We start from the raw sequence: 16,777 nt of genomic DNA on the forward strand, positions 1-16,777 counted from the left end.
GGACGGTGACACACCTGTCCCGTTGTCATGGTGTGCGGCCGCCCGGTCTGTGACGGGAAAGGGCCCGCTCCCTGCCCGGCGTCCTGTTCCCCACCGGATGGGACACAAGGGTGGTACGCGGCCTTCGATTCCGCAGGGGTGGGCCGGTGCGGCCGACCCACCCTGCCGGCTACCAGTTGGTGAACGCCCCGTCCGCCGTGCGCAGGTGCGGGCGCTCGGCCGCCGCGGCCTGGTACCGGCGCGCCGCCTCCCGGTCGATGTCGACGCCGATGCCGGGCAGTTCACTCAGCTCCACCCGCCCCGGCACGATCGTCGGCCGCGCGGTGAAGAGGGCGGCGATGGCCGGATCGGGGTCGGTCTGGTGCTCCTGGATCGCCACATTGGGGCAGGACAGGTTGAGTTGGAGCGAGGAGGCGGCTGTGACCGGGCCGAGCGGGTTGTGGGTGGCGAGCTTGATGTGGTGGGTCTCCGCCATCGCCGCGATCTTCTTCGCCTCGGTCAGGCCCGCGGCCACCCCGACGTCCACCCGGGCGTAGTCGATGAGGTCGCCCTCGATGAGTGTCCTGAACTCCCATTTGGAGCCGTACTGTTCACCCGCGGCCAGCGGTACGCCGGTGCGGGCCCGCAGCATGCGGTAGCTGTCCGGGTTCTCGCAGCGCAGTGGGTCCTCGACGAAGTACGGGCGGGCCGCCTCGATCTCCCGGCACAGGGTCAGCGCCTCCGGCGGATCCAGGCGCGTATGGACGTCGAGGATCAGCTCCACCTCGTCGCCGACCGCGTCCCGCACCTGGTGGAAGAGGTCGACCGAGTCGCGCAGGCAACGGCGGGCGTCGAGCGTGCCGTCGACGTCGTGCGGCGAGGCGAACCGCAGATGGCCCCAGCCCTCGGCGACCAGCTCGCGGCAGCGGTCCAGGAACCACGCGCGGTCGTGGTAACCGTCGCCGACATGCACATAGGCGGGTACGTGATCACGCACCCGGCCGCCGAGCAGCTCATGCACCGGTACGCCGAGCGCCTTGCCCCGGATGTCCCAAAGGGCCACGTCCACCGCTGCGATGGCGGCGCCGAGTATGCGGTCGGCGGGGAAGAACCCGCGCCGGAACATCACCTGCCAGAGGTGCTCGATCCGTCGCGGGTCCTCACCGACGATCAGCTCCGCGAGGTGTTCGAGACCGCCCGCGACCGCCCGTTGGCGCGATCTGATGCCGACCTCGCCCAGACCGTGGATGCCCTCGTCGGTGTCGACCACGACCAGCATCATGCTGTCGCCGTGGTCGGGGAGAGTCAGCACTTCCAGGCCGGTGATCTTCATTCCACTCCTCTATGAAAACGTTCCCGCAATTTCAGCACCGTTCTTGAGGGCACATCATCGACAGCAGCCAAGCCGAAGCGCAAGACCCGTGCATGCAGAAGGTTTCCCTCGATGAAATACTCCTGACACATGTCTTGACACGTCATGGGAACGTTCGCAAACATCAACGCATTCGCAGGATCCAGATGCGAGACGGCCGGGTCTCCCGGCTCACAACGACGAGGAGGCCGTCCGTGGCAGTAACGATCCGGGAGGTGGCGAGCGCCGCGGGCGTCTCGGTGTCGACGGTGTCCCGTGCGTTCACCGCACCCGACCAGGTGCAGCCGACGACCCGGCAGCGCATCCTCGACGCCGCGGCCAGGCTCGGCTATTCCCCCAACCCGGCGGCCCGTTCACTGCGCGGCGGCGGCACCGGAACGCTCGGCCTGATCGTCCCGGACATCGCCAACCCGTTCTTCCCGCCGATCATCAAGGCGATGCAGGCCCGCGCCCGGCATCTGGGCTACACGGTCCTGGTCGCCGACAGCGACGAGCGCGAGGCGGACGAGCTGGCCGCCATCGCGGCCGTGTCGAAGCGGGTCGACGGCCTGATCCTGTGGGCCTCCACCCTCCCCGAGGACCGGCTCCATGAACTCGCGGGCCGGATGCCGCTGGTGGTGGTGAACCGTCATGTGCCGGGCATCCCCGAGGTCCGGATCTCACTGTCCGCCGGCATCGCGCAGGCCGCCGAGCAGTTGAAGGCGTACGGCCATCGGCGCTGCGTGTTCATCAACGCGTCCCGCGCCGAGCTGAGCCGCGGCAAGTCCATCCAGGAGTCCTTCGAAGCGCTCGACCTCTCCCTGTCCGAGCTCGGCCCGTACGAGCCTCGGTTCGAGACGGGCGTGCACGCCGCCACCCTCGTGGCCGCCCACGAGGCGACGGCCGTGATCGCCCACAACGACCTGGTCGCCCTCGGCGTGCTGCACCAGATGGCCAACCTCGGCATGAACGTGCCGCGCGACGTCAGCGTCATCGGCATCGACGACACGTTGCTCGCCTCCGTCTCCACTCCCAGCCTCACCACGATCAGGATCGACCCGGAGGAGATCGCCACCCGGGCGGGGGACCTACTGATCGAGACGATCGCGAGCACGACAGGCCGTACCGGACAAGGACGTGAAGTCACTTCTCCCTTCGTGGAGATCGGCTCCCGCCTGATCCCCCGCGCCTCGACGGGCCCCGCACCCGCCCACTGATCCACGGCGCCCACCACCACAACGAGCAAAGCACCGCACTACACCGCGCTACACCGCGCCGAACCCACTCCTGCCCTTCTTGGAGCCGTTATGCCCAGAAACTCCCGCCGTGCGGCCATACTTGGCTGCATGGCGCTGACCGCGACCCTCGCGGGCTGTTCCTCCCTCACCCCGAGCAGCGCCGGCGGGGACGGCGATCTCGTGCTGCGGGTGCAGGGCATGCCGCCGGCCACCGACAAGCCGGGGGTCGCCCTGTTCAAGAAGCAGGTGGCCGACTTCGAGAAGGCCAACCCGGGCATCAAGGTCAAGGGTTCGACCACGGTCTTCGACCCGCTGACGTTCTCCGCGAAGCTGTCCGGCGGCAACGTCGAGGACGTCATCAAGGTGCCGCTGACCGAGCCGCAGCGGCTCATCCAGCAGAAGCAGGTGCAGCCGATCACCGGGCAGCTCAAGGAGTGGAAGCACTTCGAGGAGTTCAACCCCCAGATCCTCCAGCCGCTGACCGACAGCGCCGGTGACGTGTACGGCGTACCGCAGAATCCGTACGCCCAGGGCCTGGTCTACAACCGCGAGCTCTTCGAGAAGGCCGGTCTCGACCCCGACAGACCGCCGACCACCTGGGCGGAAGTCCGTAGCGCCGCCAAGAGGATCAGCGACAGTACGGGCAAGGCCGGCTTCGTCCACGAGTCCAAGGACAACCAGGGCGGCTGGCAGCTGGCGATGCTGACGTACGCCTTCGGCGGCGAGCTGGAGAAGGAACAGGGTGGCACGTACACCGCCACGCTCACCGGGGAGCCGACGAAGAGGGCCTTGCGGCTGCTCAAGGACATGCGCTGGAAGGACGACTCGCTCGGAAAGACCCTCCTCAACAATCAGAACGACGTGATCAAGCAGTTCGCGGCCGGGCAGGTCGGCATGTTCATGGGCAGCCCGGGGACGTACCGACTGGCGAAGATGCAGTTCGGCATGGAGAACACCGACGCCTTCGGAGCGGCCCCGATGCCGCAGTCCGGCGGCGACGCGACACTCACCGGCGGCGACATCTACATGGTCCCGAAGTCCGCCGACAAGAAGCACGCGGCAGCCGCCGTCGAGTGGCTGACCTTCGCCTACGCCAAGCCGCAGTACAGCACCGACATGGCCGCCGAGCAGGCCAAGGCGCTCTCCGCCGACCCGAAGTCCGCGGTGGGCGTGCCGACACTGCCGGTCTTCGACAAGAAGCGGCAGACCGAGATCGACGCCGCGATCAAGCCGTACGTCAATGTGAAGCTGCAGAACTTCAAGCCGTACATCGACGGTCTCTCCACGCTGAAGCTGAAGCCGGAGCCGCCGTACCAGGCACAGAGGCTGTACACCGCGCTCGACCCGGTGGTCCAGGCTGTGCTCACCAAGCGCGACGCCGACATCGACTCCCTGCTGGCCTCGGCCGAGAAGGACGTCAATGCCAAGCTCGCCGCGGACCAGAAGTAGTCGGCCCGTGGCCCTGCTCACTCCGTCCCGCCGCCCGGCCGCTGTGTCCAAGGACCCCGTGCCGCGCACCCTGCCGCTGCGGCAGCGTGGCACCGGCGCCCGCAGACAGTTCACGGCCTGGCTGTTCCTCGTCCCCGCGCTGCTGGTCTTCGGGCTCTTCGCCTGGTGGCCGATCGTGCGCAGCATGCTGCTCAGCTTCCAGAAGACCAACCTCGTCGATCCCGCGGTCTGGGTCGGCCTGGACAACTTCCGTACGCTCTTCGACGACCCACTGCTCGGCACCGCCGTCGGGAACACCCTGTTCTTCGTGGTCCTCGGCCTGCTGATCGGATTCCCGGCGCCACTGATCCTGGCGGCGATCATGTCGACGGTGCGGCGCGGCGCGGGCGTCTACCGCTTCCTGGTGTATCTGCCGGTGGTCATCCCGCCCGTCGTGGCGATCCTGCTCTGGAAGTGGTTCTACGATCCCGGGAGCGGGCTCTTCAACAACGTCCTCGGCAAGGTCGGGCTCGGCCCGTACTCGTGGCTGGAGTCCTCCGACAGCGCCATGCTCTCGCTGGTCCTGGAGTCCACCTGGGCGGGCATGGGCGGCGCCGTCCTGATCTACCTCGCGGCGATGGTCGGCATCCCCGGCGAACTCTATGAGGCCGCCGAGGTGGACGGCGCCGGAATCTGGCGGCGGATCTGGCATGTGATGCTGCCCCAGCTCCGTTCCGTCATCGGGCTGCTGCTGCTCGTCCAGCTGATCAACACGGTGCAGGTCTTCACCGAGCCGTACGTCTTCACCGGCGGCGGACCCGAGAACGCCACCCTCACGGTCCTGCTGCTGATCTTCCGGTACGCCTTCCAGGACGGCGAGTACGGCCAGGCCGCCGCGCTCTCCTTCCTGATGGTGCTCGCCCTCGCCCTGCTCTCCGCGGTCTATCTGCGGGCCACCCGCAGCTGGAGCACGTCATGACCACGCTCACCACCTTCGTCTCCACCAACGACCGCCAACGCCCCGGCGTACGCGCCGCGGTGCGCTCCATTCAGGTGTTCACCCTGATCCTGCTGCTGCTCATCGGCATCGGACCGCTGTACTGGATGGTCAAGGGCGCGGTCTCACCGCCCACCGAGCTCACTACGCAGCCCCTGGCCCTCTGGCCGGACCGGCCGGCCCTGGGCAACTTCTCGACGGCGTACACCGATCTGAGTGTCGGCCGCTATCTGATGAACACCTTCCTGGTGGTCGGCGGATCGTGGTTCGTGCAGCTCTTCGTCTCGGCCACGGCGGGCTTCGCCCTTTCGGTGCTCAGGCCGCGGTTCGGCAAGGTCGTCTACGGGGCGATCCTCGCCACGATGTTCGTGCCGTACACGGTGAACATGGTCAGTCTCTTCATGACCGTGATCGATGTGCCGTTGCTCCACCTCAATCTGGGCGACACCTACTGGGCGATCTGGCTGCCGGCCGGCACGAACGCCTTCACGGTGCTGCTCGCCAAGCAGTTCTTCGACGCCCTGCCGAAGGAGCTGTTCGACGCGGCGCGGGTCGACGGGGCGAGTACCTGGCAATTGCTCACCCGAATCGTGCTGCCCATGAGCAAGCCGGTGCTCGCCGTGATCAGTCTGCTCGCGGTGATGCACTCCTGGAAGGACTTCATCTGGCCGCTGGTGGCCATCACCGACCCCGAGAAGCAGCCGATCAGCGTCGCTCTCGCCCAGCTCGCCACGCAGGCTCCGCAGGACCAGCTGATCGCCGCGATGGTGCTCGCCGTCGCCCCGCCGGTGCTCGTCTTCGTCGTCTGCCAGAAGTACATCGTCGCCGGGCTCGGCTTCACCGGAGTCAAGGGCTGAGATCCCCCGGAGCCGGACGTCGTGTTCCGCCGGTGCCGACGCCGAGCTCTCCGCTCCCCTGCCACAGCTTCCGCTTCCGATTCCGCTTCGGAACATCCGGAGCATCCGGAACACCCCCACCAAGAGAAGGGCACCTCCATGTCAGTCGCCCGCCGCAGATTCATCCAGGGCACGGCCGTCGCCACCGGCGCCGCGCTGTTGCCGACCGTTCCCGCATACGCCGCGGACCCGGTCACCATCGAGGCCGACGGCATCACCCTGGTCGGCCGCAGCGACGGCAGCGTCCTTGTGCGGGACGGTGCGGGCGCCGATCGCATCCTGCTCAGCCACTTCATGTTCAAGGACTCCGCACTCGGCCAGCAGCGCACCTTCGGCGGTACGCCCGCCCGGATCACGCTCCCCGACGGGCGGCCCGCGATTCAGGTCACGTACACGATGGCGAGCGGCACCTCCGGAGTCACGGTGCGCGGCACCTTCGACGTCACCCCTGGCAAGGCACACATGAAGTGGGAGGTCGGCGGCTCCAGCACGCTCACACCGACCGGCTTCATGTTCTCCCGCACGGTGTACGAAGCGAGCGCGGCGGAGTCGTACGAAGCGCTGACCGTGTGGGAGCGGGACGCCCGGGGCGGCATTCCGTACGAGGTGAACGCGGGCGGCGTGTACGTGGAGACATGGGCTGGGTCGAAGGGCTTCTTCTGCCTCTCGTCCACCAACCCCGCGAACACGAACGCCACCTGGGTCCATTCCCCCGGCACCTCGACCGGTGCGAGCACCGCGGTCACCGAGGCCGATCTGGTCCTCGGCGATCTGCGGCCGCGCGGGGCGGGAGCGCTCGCCGCCAAGAGGCCCCTCGGCGTGGAGGTGTGGACCGACCAGCCGTTCAATCTCTACAAGGCTGCCGGGCAGACGATGACGCTCAAGGCGCAGGTCGTCAACGGCTCCGCCGTGGCCAGGAAGGTGACCCTGACGTGGTGGGCGCGCGACTTCGGCGGTACGAAGATCGCCGGTGGAACGCTCTGCAAGACCCTCGCGGCGGGCGCCGCCTGGGACGCCTCCTTTCCCGTGACCTCGCCGTCGCAGAACATCGTGTTCACCGGGGTGGAGGTGGTCAGCGGAAGTGACAAGGCGCTGGCCCGCACGAATCTGAGCGTACTACCGGAGTTCGCGTACAAGGCGGGCAAGGAGTCGATGTTCGGCCTCGCCAACTACCCCTGGCTGCTCAAGCCCAGCAAGGAGGCAGTGCTCGGGCTGGTCAAGACGCTCGGCATCAAGTGGATCCGCATCGCCTACGCGGGCGCACCGGGCATCGACACCGCGACTCTGGACGCGAACGGCATCGGGCACAACGTGGAGCTGTCCGGCATCCCCGTGGGCGGCAGTGCGGAACAGATCGCGGCCTGGGCCGACACGAATGTCGCCAAGGCCCTGAACGCCGAGGCCGCGTACTTCGAGGTGAGCAACGAGGTCAACCAGCCCTGGATGTCGGGCCGCGGCGCCGACGCCTATGTCCGGGACGGCCTGCGTCAGGTCACCACGCGCCTCGACGCGGCGGGCTCGCGGATGAAGGTCATGAACGCCGGCCTCGGCGGCATGGACTACGTGTGGACGAAGAACTTCCATGACGCGGGCGGCTGGGACCTCATCGACGCCTTCGCCTTCCACCCCGGTCGCGGCAACTTCACGCCCGACTTCGCGCCGCCGCCCGAGGAGTGGACGCAGGGGTCGGCCGGCTCGTACTGGAACTTCCTCGGCGCGCTGCGCAAGGCGAACCAGGTCCTTGAGGAGTACGGCGGCGACAAGGAGCTGTGGCTCACGGAGGCATACGCACCGACCCGGCCCAACGCGTGGTGGAGCGACACCTACCGGCACGCGGCCGAGAACACGCTGCTCACGCTCGCTCTCGCAAAGGCCGAGAAGGTACGTGCCGTCAACTGGTACCAGCTTCACGACTCGGTGCTCTACCACCCCCAGGAGGCCGATCCGGCCAACGCCGAGTACCACTACGGCCTGATGAACCGCGACACCAGCGCCAAGCCCTCGCTCCTCGCCTTCGCGACCGCCGCCCGGGTCCTGGACGAGGCCGAGTTCGTCCGGCATCTCGCCTTCGCGGACAAGGACATCAAGGGGCTCCTCTTCACCACTCCCGGCGGGCCGGTGTCGATCCTCTGGAGCCGCAAGGACGGGTACATCCTCAACTCCGAGCACGGTGAGGACCCTTGGTTCGCTTCGCCGGAGCCCTGGGTCGACACCTGGACGACCAGGACCCCGGTCGTCGCCCACTCGGGGACGGTCAACGGCACGGTGCGGGAGCTGAACTGCATCGGCCAGGAACGCTCCCTCAAAGCCTCCGGCGGCAAGGTCACCCTCACCCTCGACGGCGCCCCGCGCATCTACTACGGGCTCGCCGCCAATCCTGACTGGAAGTAGTGACGTACGACATGAGGAATGAAACCGCACGGCACGACATCACCGTCGTCGGCGGCGGCCTGGCCGGGGTCTGCGCGGCGATCGCCGCGGCCCGGCTCGGCCGGAGCGTCGCGCTGATCAACAACAGGCCGGTGCTCGGCGGCAACGCGAGCAGCGAGGTCCGGGTCTGGGTGTGCGGCGCGACCGGCCACGGCAAGAACCACCACGCTCGTGAGGGCGGCATCATGGGCGAGCTGCTCGTGGAGAACCAGTTCCGCAACCCGGACGGGAACCCCTACTACTGGGACGCCGTGGTCCTGGACGCCGTGCGCGCCGAGCCCGGCATCACGCTCTACCTCAACACCGACGTGCGAGAGGTCGACGCCGAAGGTCCGGACGAGGCCCGGCGGATCACCTCGGTCACCGGCTGGATGATGGGCTCGGAGCGGCGGATCCGTTTCGAGAGCTCGCTCTTCCTCGACTGTACGGGAGACGGCCTCATCGGCCACCTGGCGGGCGCCCACCACCGCATCGGCCGGGAATCACGCGCCGAGTACGACGAGGCATGGGCTCCGGAGACGGCCGACGACATCACCCTGGGCTCGACTCTCCTCTTCTACACGAAGGACGCCGGTCACCCGGTCAAGTTCGTGCCGCCGAACTTCGCCAAGGACATCACCGGGACCTCCATCCCGCAGCGCCGCATCATCAAGGCGGGCGACAACGGCTGCGCGTACTGGTGGATCGAGTTCGGCGGCGAGCTCGACACCGTCCACGACAACGAACGCATCCGCGACGAGCTGTGGTCCGTGATCCACGGCATCTGGGACCACATCAAGAACTCCGGCGAGTTCGACGCGGAGAACATGACCCTGGAATGGGTGGGCTCGATCCCCGGCAAACGGGAGTACCGGCGCTTCCTCGGCGACTACGTCCTGCACCAGGGCGACATCCTCGGCCAGACCGAGTTCGCCGACCGGGTCGCCTTCGGCGGCTGGTCGATCGACCTGCACCCGCCGCAGGGCATGTACGCCACCGAGGCAGGTGCCAAACAGCTCTACGCGGACGGCATTTACCACATTCCGTACCGCAGCCTCTACTCGGTGAACACCGAGAACCTGCTCTTCGCCGGGCGCAACATCTCCGCCAGCCATGTCGCCTTCGGCTCGACCCGCGTCATGGCGACCTGCGCCACGATCGGCCAGGCGGCCGGCACGGCGGCGGCACTCTGCGCCACCGGCGAGGTCACCCCGCGCGAACTCCCCGTACCCGAGCTGCACCGGGCGCTGCTGCGCCAGGACGCCTCGCTGATCGGCCTCGCCTCGACGGACCCGGAGGACCTGGCGCTGCGGGCGACGGCCACGGCATCGTCCACCTTGAGCAGCCTGGCCGTCGAGGACTCCGACGAGCTGTGGCCGCTCGCGGCGGACGCCGGACTCGTCCTCCCCGCGGACCCGGACCTCTCCGGGGTGGAACTGCTCGTCGACGCCGACCGCGACACCGAGATCGTGATCGATCTGTACGACCCCGAACTCGGCCAGAACTACGTCCCGCGCCGCCTCGTCACCTCCATCACCCTGCCCGTCGCCGCCGGTGCCCGGCAGTGGCTCAAGACCGGCCTGGACTGGACTCCCGAAACCCCGCGCAACGCCTTCCTGGTCGTCCGCGCCAACGACGCCGTCGCCCTGCACCGCTCCGACCGCCCGACCCCCGGCGTCCTGTGCTTCGCGCGCGTCCCGCTGCGCCCGTCGGACGAATCGCCGCAGCCGCTGCGCGAGTGGACGGACAAGGGCCTGCTCCGCCGCACCTTCTGCTTCCGTACGGGAGAGACCGCGGCCTACTCCCCCGCCAAGGCCACCGACGGCTATGCCCGCCCGTACGCGGGACCGCACATGTGGGCCTCGGCACCGCTGGCGGACAGCCCTTCCCCCTGGCTCAAGTTGGCCTGGTCCGAGCCGGTGCCGCTGGGCCGGATCGAGGTCATCGCCGACGACGACGTCAACGAGGACCTGATCAACCTGCACCATCACCGCACGCCCTTCGACACCCTCCCCACCCTCCTTCGCGACTACCGCGTCGAGGCACTGGATACTGACGGCACCTGGCGCGTCATCGCCCGTGCGGCGCGAAATCGGCGGCGACGCGAGGCGCACACGCTGCCGGAGCCCGTCACCACATCGGCGATCCGGGTCGTCGTCGAAGCCACCAACGGGGCGGCGTCGGCGCACATCGTCGCCGTGCGCGCCTACAAGTAGAAGCACCGACGCAGGAGAGTGACTGGATGGCCGGAAGAGTGATGGTCACCGGGGCCGCCGGGCGGATCGGGCGAGCGGTTCTCGCGCTGCTCGCCGAGCGCGGGATCGAGGCGAACGCCTTGGTCCTCGATGATCCCGGTGACCTCGCGGCGCGCCTGGTCGTGACCGGTGACGCCGCCGACGCGAAGACCGTGCGGGCGGCTCTGGAGGGCGCCGACGCGGTCATCCACCTGGCGGCGATCCCGACTCCCGAGCGCAACACCGCGTTCGAGGTCTTCGCGGGCAACAGCCTGTCCACCTTCACCGTCCTGGAGGAGGCCGGCCGGGCCGGGATCCGGCATGCGGCGGTGGCGAGCTCCTGGGGTGTCACGGGCCTGCCCTGGACGGACGCCGAGGATCCGCATCCGCCGTACGCACCGGTCGACGAGGCGATGGCCTCCCAGGTGGCCGACCCTTATGGCCTCTCCAAACAGGTCGACGAGCTCACAGCGCGGATGATGGCGCGGCGGCACGGGATGAGCGTGGTGTGCCTGCGCTATCCGTACGTGGGCGGGTTCGAGGAACGGCTGCAGGCGCACGCCGCCCGGCTCACTGCCGACCCGGCCGCGGGGGCAAGGGACCTGTGGACATACCTTGAGGTCCATGACGCGGCGAGGGCCGCGCTGCTGGCCTTGGACGTACCCGGCCGTGCGGCGCACGCGGTACACCTCTGCGCCCCCGAGATCATCGTGCCGTACCCGACGGAGGAACTGCTGCGCCGCTACCATCCCACCACCGTGCTGCGGCACCCGTTGCCGGGGCGCGCGGCACCGGTCGACACCTCGGCCGCGCGCAGGCTGCTGGGGTTCACGGCACAGAATCTTCTCGGTCGCGGGGCGGTTCCGCCGAGTTGAGATCATGACGGCCGCCGAGCCGCCGCAGAACGGGAGAGAGCACGACGGCCGCCGAGGGCGGTGGCGTACCGGGGGGATACCGAGTGACATCCGCCTCCCCAGCGGCCGTCCCGTGGATCATCTCCGAGCTGCCTCGGGAGTCGTTGGCCGTCGTGCGGACCGCTCGTCTGTCCGGCGAGGGTGAGGTGGTGCATCCGGCTGATGCCGAGCGTGGCGTGGTGGACTCCGTCGCCTTTGAGGCGGCAGTCGCGGAGGATCTTCCAGGTCTCCATTCGCGCGAAGACGTGCTCGACGCGGGCGCGGACCTGCTGGTGGGACTTGTCGTGTGCTTCCTTCCGGTCCGGAGGGTCTTCGCCCTCGCGCCGCCGGTGGGGTATGACGAGCCAGGTGCCGGTCCTTCAGCTGGAGGCTCCACGGCCGGTCCTTGCGGACGGCAACAGCACCCTCGCGCCGCGGTACGGTCACCAGCTTGCCGAACAAGGCGAGGGCCCGGTGACCTGCGTCAGTCGAAGAGGGCGACGACTCCATTCACCCAGATCGCGAGGAACGCGAGGACCGCCGCCAGGCATCCGGCCCCTGCCAGGAAGTCGGCGAAGGCGCTTCGCCCGCTGTCTTCCTTCTCTCCGGATGACACCGTGTCCCAGTCGACGGCGCGCCCCATGGCATCGGAGCAGGCTGCTCGTACTGCTGCCAATTGGTCTCTGGCAAAGGCTGTTCGGGCAAGCGACTCACGACCCTGCCAGGCGAGTGCCCGCATGCGCTGCTGAGCTGTGTGGTACCTCGCCTCGAAGGCGGAGGTCTCTGCTGCGTCCCTGTCCTGTTCGAGGTACATCCAGCGGCCCGCTTCCGCGGGCTCTCCGTACAGGCGGTACGCCTCGGCCAGGCGCCGGCGAAGCGTCAGGTCGTTCGGAAAGGACGACACCAGCCCGCGCAGGCGCTGGCGCGCGACGGGAATCCGGCCGGCGGCCAGGTCCGCGTCGACTCGGGCAAGGGTGTCTCTCAGAGGCATGAACGCATAATCGGGTACCGCACCGACCTACGTCGACCTGGTTTTGACGCTCAGCACTCGCTCGCTCGCTCTCAACGGCATCGCTGAACCTCACTGAGACGGGACACCGCAGGTTGACGAAACACCACCAGTTACGGGACAGCCCTTGATGTCGATCACGCGCGGCAAGATCACCCCGCTCTTCTCCATCCTTGTTGGATTGTGGTGCGATTTCGTCGGACCCTCGTTGAGGCGAGGGCCGACTCAATCGCGGGCGTGACCTCAGGGGCGGCTCCAGTCGCCCAAGACGGTCGGGTGCACCCAGTGCAACATCGTCACGGCATGCACCAGACGCATATCCGGCCAGCCACTCACGACTCGGTAACTGCCCTGGTCGAAGTGCATCACCTCGTGCCCTTCACACCGCCACCGAGTCGTCAACGGCATCCGCGGGAACTCACCCCCGAGCGGAATCAGCACCAGCATCACTGCCCATACCGGCGAGAACAGCCACCACAGGAACCAGCCGGCCAAGTGCCCCTTGAGTCCATGCAACACCGGCCCGTCGCTCACCTCCACCCGCCACGACGTGCGGGCGAGGCGGAAGATACTCCCCCGCCGACGCGTCACCCGCGCCAACAACTCGCCCTGAGAACCGCGCACGCGATACACAGCCGTACCGGAATCGGCCGACTCGGTCTCGATCACCATCACCCAGGCCTGACGTCGCGCGTCCCCCCACAGCGTCAGATGCCGCCAGTCCTTGTCCTGCGTCTCCTTGTCCCGCTTGACATCGTCGACGAACAACTCGTATTCGGGCACCTGCGGGGACGAATCCCCACCAGGACCCGTCGACAGCAACGGCCCCGCCCATGTCCCGGCCGGCCGTTTCCGCAACGTCTTCTCGTCGAGCTGCATCCTGACATTGACCTTGGTCCCCGCCGCTATACCCGTCACGTATGTCATCCCGTCCCCCGTCCGATCGGCCGACCCGACCAACAAGGCGAATCGTACGGCCCACCCAGCATCCCCGCAGTCGCGATTCCCCCGGCACCGAAACAGGTCGTACGAGGTCGGGTTCGCGGCGCGGGCCGCGCGGCTGGCCGCCATCGACGGGTGCACCGCACCATGACAGCGAGACCGGCGCGAACACAGCGACCGCACCCGCCCACCACCACGAACACCATTGGCTGATGCCCCATCACGACCGGCACTCCACTGATATCAGACCGGTGCATCGCGACGAGCACCCAAACCCTGGAGCAATCCTTCATATGCTCATCCGATGGCCACAGCACTGATAGTCGCCGGAACTGGCGTCGCGCTGCTCATCTTGATCATCGTCACCGTGCTGCTGCTGTGCGGACGCCGAGTGCGGCGCGGCCGGAAGCTTGGCCGCTACCAATACCGCGCCAAGCCCAACGGCACCCACGACAGCTCGTCGACGACCAGCCCCCACTGAACGCGGAGACAGCGCCGTTCCTTCTCGGGCCGCTCCGGCACACCAGGCAACACCAGGCAGCTCAGTCCGGAACGCCGCTCGCTTCCACAGCGACGCTGTGAACTCGGCCGTTTCCTCTGCCGCCGCCACCGTTCCCGTGTCCCACCCAGATGTCCCAGGCAGTCGGCGCCCTTGCTGGTCAGCGCCCGTTCCAGCATTCCAGTGTCCCGTAGTGGCGTCCTGTTGCGGCGGGCGGTACGGATCGCGGCACAAGCTGTGGTCGTCCAAGCCTTCCGCTGGGCAACCCCACTTCCCTGACATGGAGACCTCGATGCGTTCGCGCCTTGCCACCCGTTCCGCCCGCCTCGTCCTGACCGCCCTCGTCGCGGCGGCCCTCACCGCCGCTGCCACCACCACCGCCCTCGCCGGCAGCGGAAGCACCACCGACGCCGCTCAGAAGGACGGCTGGGGACAGGTCTGCGGTACCACCGACCTGACCTTCAAGGTCAGCGAGGAGACTCAGGCAGGCGGCTACTTCCTCGTTGCCGCGAAGGCCAAGCCCGGCATCACCTGCTACCTGGAGGGCACCATCCCCTCCGCCTCCTTCGGCTCCGCCCCCGACACCCAGGCATCCCCTGCCGAGCAGGCGGTCAGCGACACCATCAAGCTCTCCGGCTCCGCCACCGCTTACGCCGGCATCAACCCCAAGTCCACCAACACCAATTACGGCAAGGAACTCGGCCAGCTCATCATCGCCGTCGTCGGCGACGAGTCCAACGCCGTTGCCTTCAAGCTCCCCAGGACCGTCCTTGTCGACGAGCCCATCACCACCAACTGGCACGCCAACCCCGCCGACGCCGTTCCCTTCACCGACTGACACCCCACGTCGAGCTGCCGCACCACGCAAGGGCGAAGCCCAGCGCGGAGGCCACCAGACGCCCGGGGGGGGGCAGGGGCCGGGGCGGTGGTCAGCACTTCCGCCGCCTCCGGCGAGGGCACGCACGACTTCAACGCCACCACCCTCGATACGCGCGTCCAGGACCACGACGAGCCTGACGATGTCGGCGCCCCGGCGGAGCTGTTCCTGCCAGGTGTGGGCGCGTACGCCGCCGGGTTCCGGTGACGCGCCCGCCGGTTCCCCGGCCGGTCCGCACCCGCGCGGGGCCGGCCGGTCATCTGCTCCAGGGCCCCGACGACCGCATCGCGCACCCTCTGGGCCTGGCGCGTCTGACGCGTCACAAAACCCCGGCATCCCACCGCGACGTGGGGTGTCGGGGTCCATCGCTGTGCGCAGCCGAAGGAGCGCCTTGCCGCGGAAAGCCTTCCAAAACCTGGCCCGCTGCTACGAGCGCCGAGCCACCGGCGCCCACGCCGTCTTCCAGCTTGCCGCCACCATCGTCACCGTGCGTAGCCTGATCCGCCGAGCGCGGACCGCTCACTGCTGGGGCCCGTCTCAGCGCCGACTCAGGCTCGGCCTCGCTCGATCTGCTTTGCTTCTGCTTCTGCTTCTGCTTCTGCTTCTGCTTCTGCTTCTGCTTCTGCTTCTGCTTCCGGACCCTGACGGCGCCCCGTGGGAATCGAAAACGGCCTCCGACGTCAGGGACCGTCTGTTCGGTGCGGCTCAATTGGCCGTCCAGCGTGACGCCGAGGCCATTGTGGTCCCCCGCAACACCTCCACCGTCACCGCGATCGACGCTCTGCGTGAGAATTTTGAACCCCGCGTGCCTGTGACCGGATCTGTGCCCGCCGTGAAGTCGACCGCAGCGGCTGACCATCGCATCGCTGTGCGGGCAACAACCGTCCGGACAGCCAAGGATGACGCGGCGAGGGCGAATCTGCGGCTCGACAACTTGGCCCCCACCCTCCGCTGAACACTTCAGGTCTGCGGCCCGCCGCCCACTGGGGCAGCGGGCCGTCCCCACGTCTGGAGCGCGAGTCCAAACCGATGGGTCCCCCTGGGTGGACCGTACGATTCCGCCTTGTTGGTCGGGCCGTCGAAGGTACGGGGCGGCCGCTCGATCGTGGCCACGCTCGCGTCGATCCCGAGTTCGATGGCGACCTGTATGGCGCCGGGGGCTGTGTCGATGCCCGTCACCTTGTGCCCGGCCCGGCGCAGGGCACAGGCGTGGCGGCCGGGACGGGTCGCCCGGGACCGTCTTCCGCGCGGGCGGATGGAATGTTGTGTACGCCGGTGGCCGGAGCGAGAACTCACAGAACCGCGAACATTCACCCATGGCGTTTCAGGAGCACGCCATGCTGGTCGGACTGAGGTGCCCCGGCCCTCCTAGGGCGTGGCCTTGACGAGCGGGTCTCCGTAGTTGCGGCTGGGACACCCAGGCCGACGAGTTCCCCGGCGGGGTCGCAGGCCGGGCGCCACGACTCGGGCGGGCTCGGCATCCAGCGCCAATAGTCCACTTCTTCCTGGGTGGCCGCCTCCAGCCCGGATGCGGCGATGGTGCGGAGCGCATGGGCGTCGAGACTGCCCTGGTCGAGAACCGCCGAGTCGTCGGGCTCGGGACGGAACTCGATGCGCCCCGGGCGCGCGGGCACGCCTAAGTCCGGCGTACAGCGGCGAGGCGCGAAGCGTTGTACGGCCGCACCGGCGTCCGTGAAGTCGAACCGGTCCAGAGAGACCGGGTTGTCGTCCTTCGGCCCGGCCCACCGGGAGGCGCGGGCCCGCGCCTCCTCGGCCCACCACGCCAGACGACCGGAAGCGTGATCGCCGTAGCGTTCCAGGGCTCCGGACACAAGCTGGTGAGCCTCGCGGGCGGTTCCGGCCCCGTCCTTCAGACCTCGTATGCCGTGTCGGCCCGTACCCGGCCCGCACCGGCCCCCCGGCATCAAACGATCAGGGAACCGGGCATCACGCGGCTACGCCGAAGTCTTGGGACGGCAGGTCAGTACGCCGTTCTCCCCCGCGTGCAGCCTGGCTACCCGCTCA

15 protein-coding genes and 1 pseudogene are annotated in these 16,777 nt (G+C 68.6%); 11 read left to right on the forward strand and 5 right to left on the reverse strand.

Annotated elements, in window-relative coordinates; translation table 11 throughout:
• Window positions 1-169: 169 nt before the first annotated feature.
• The gene (locus OG413_RS28845) at window positions 170-1,312 is read right to left on the reverse strand and encodes a mandelate racemase/muconate lactonizing enzyme family protein (protein WP_266810773.1); all 1,143 of its coding nucleotides are present in this window, start codon (window positions 1,310-1,312) and stop codon (window positions 170-172) included.
• Between the two features lie 233 nt (window positions 1,313-1,545).
• Here OG413_RS28845 and OG413_RS28850 point away from each other — a divergent pair, with 233 nt between their 5' ends.
• The 7 genes from OG413_RS28850 to OG413_RS28880 all read left to right on the forward strand — a co-directional run bounded on the left by OG413_RS28850 (window position 1,546) and on the right by OG413_RS28880 (window position 11,407).
• On the forward strand, window positions 1,546-2,547 hold the full coding sequence (locus tag OG413_RS28850) for a LacI family DNA-binding transcriptional regulator (RefSeq protein ID WP_266810774.1): 1,002 nt from the start codon (window positions 1,546-1,548) through the stop codon (window positions 2,545-2,547).
• A 129-nt stretch (window positions 2,548-2,676) separates the two neighbouring features.
• Window positions 2,677-4,017, forward strand: coding sequence for an ABC transporter substrate-binding protein (locus OG413_RS28855; protein ID WP_266810776.1), 1,341 nt, complete (start codon window positions 2,677-2,679; stop codon window positions 4,015-4,017).
• A 7-nt stretch (window positions 4,018-4,024) separates the two neighbouring features.
• Window positions 4,025-4,975 (forward strand): carbohydrate ABC transporter permease, encoded by a 951-nt coding sequence (locus OG413_RS28860; protein ID WP_266810778.1) that lies wholly within the window; start codon window positions 4,025-4,027, stop codon window positions 4,973-4,975.
• On the forward strand, window positions 4,972-5,850 hold the full coding sequence (locus tag OG413_RS28865; RefSeq protein ID WP_266810780.1) for a carbohydrate ABC transporter permease: 879 nt from the start codon (window positions 4,972-4,974) through the stop codon (window positions 5,848-5,850). The genes OG413_RS28860 and OG413_RS28865 overlap by 4 nt, the downstream gene beginning before the upstream one ends.
• A gap of 138 nt (window positions 5,851-5,988) precedes the next feature.
• Window positions 5,989-8,280, forward strand: a complete 2,292-nt coding sequence (locus tag OG413_RS28870) for a hypothetical protein (protein ID WP_266810782.1) — start codon at window positions 5,989-5,991, stop codon at window positions 8,278-8,280.
• Between the two features lie 11 nt (window positions 8,281-8,291).
• The gene (locus OG413_RS28875; RefSeq protein WP_266810784.1) at window positions 8,292-10,514 is read left to right on the forward strand and encodes an FAD-dependent oxidoreductase; all 2,223 of its coding nucleotides are present in this window, start codon (window positions 8,292-8,294) and stop codon (window positions 10,512-10,514) included.
• Window positions 10,515-10,540: 26 nt separating this feature from the next.
• A complete protein-coding gene (locus tag OG413_RS28880; RefSeq protein WP_266810786.1) occupies window positions 10,541-11,407 on the forward strand; it encodes an NAD(P)-dependent oxidoreductase in 867 nt (288 codons plus the stop codon).
• 170 nt (window positions 11,408-11,577) lie between these two features.
• Here OG413_RS28880 and OG413_RS28885 read toward each other — a convergent pair.
• From OG413_RS28885 to OG413_RS28895, 3 genes and pseudogenes are all read right to left on the reverse strand, one after another.
• Window positions 11,578-11,799 (reverse strand): annotated as a pseudogene (locus OG413_RS28885) (IS5/IS1182 family transposase); the annotation flags it as partial.
• A gap of 110 nt (window positions 11,800-11,909) precedes the next feature.
• Window positions 11,910-12,416, reverse strand: coding sequence for a DUF6584 family protein (locus OG413_RS28890; RefSeq protein WP_266810788.1), 507 nt, complete (start codon window positions 12,414-12,416; stop codon window positions 11,910-11,912).
• A gap of 261 nt (window positions 12,417-12,677) precedes the next feature.
• Window positions 12,678-13,313, reverse strand: coding sequence for a hypothetical protein (locus OG413_RS28895; RefSeq protein WP_266810790.1), 636 nt, complete (start codon window positions 13,311-13,313; stop codon window positions 12,678-12,680).
• A 367-nt stretch (window positions 13,314-13,680) separates the two neighbouring features.
• Between OG413_RS28895 and OG413_RS28900 the strand changes: the two genes are divergently transcribed.
• From OG413_RS28900 to OG413_RS28915, 4 genes are all read left to right on the forward strand, one after another.
• Entirely contained in the window at window positions 13,681-13,857 is a 177-nt protein-coding gene (locus tag OG413_RS28900; protein ID WP_266810792.1) for a hypothetical protein, read from the forward strand.
• Between the two features lie 310 nt (window positions 13,858-14,167).
• Window positions 14,168-14,713, forward strand: a complete 546-nt coding sequence (locus OG413_RS28905) for a DUF4232 domain-containing protein (RefSeq protein ID WP_266810794.1) — start codon at window positions 14,168-14,170, stop codon at window positions 14,711-14,713.
• A gap of 87 nt (window positions 14,714-14,800) precedes the next feature.
• A complete protein-coding gene (locus OG413_RS28910; protein WP_266810796.1) occupies window positions 14,801-14,959 on the forward strand; it encodes a hypothetical protein in 159 nt (52 codons plus the stop codon).
• A 184-nt stretch (window positions 14,960-15,143) separates the two neighbouring features.
• Entirely contained in the window at window positions 15,144-15,707 is a 564-nt protein-coding gene (locus tag OG413_RS28915; RefSeq protein WP_266810798.1) for a hypothetical protein, read from the forward strand.
• Between the two features lie 355 nt (window positions 15,708-16,062).
• On the opposite strand, the gene OG413_RS28920 is transcribed toward OG413_RS28915, so the two are convergent.
• On the reverse strand, window positions 16,063-16,584 hold the full coding sequence (locus OG413_RS28920; protein WP_266810800.1) for a hypothetical protein: 522 nt from the start codon (window positions 16,582-16,584) through the stop codon (window positions 16,063-16,065).
• Window positions 16,585-16,777 lie beyond the last annotated feature (193 nt).

The sequence above is a fragment of the Streptomyces sp. NBC_01433 genome, from assembly GCF_026340105.1.
Classification (GTDB): Bacteria; Actinomycetota; Actinomycetes; order Streptomycetales; family Streptomycetaceae; genus Streptomyces.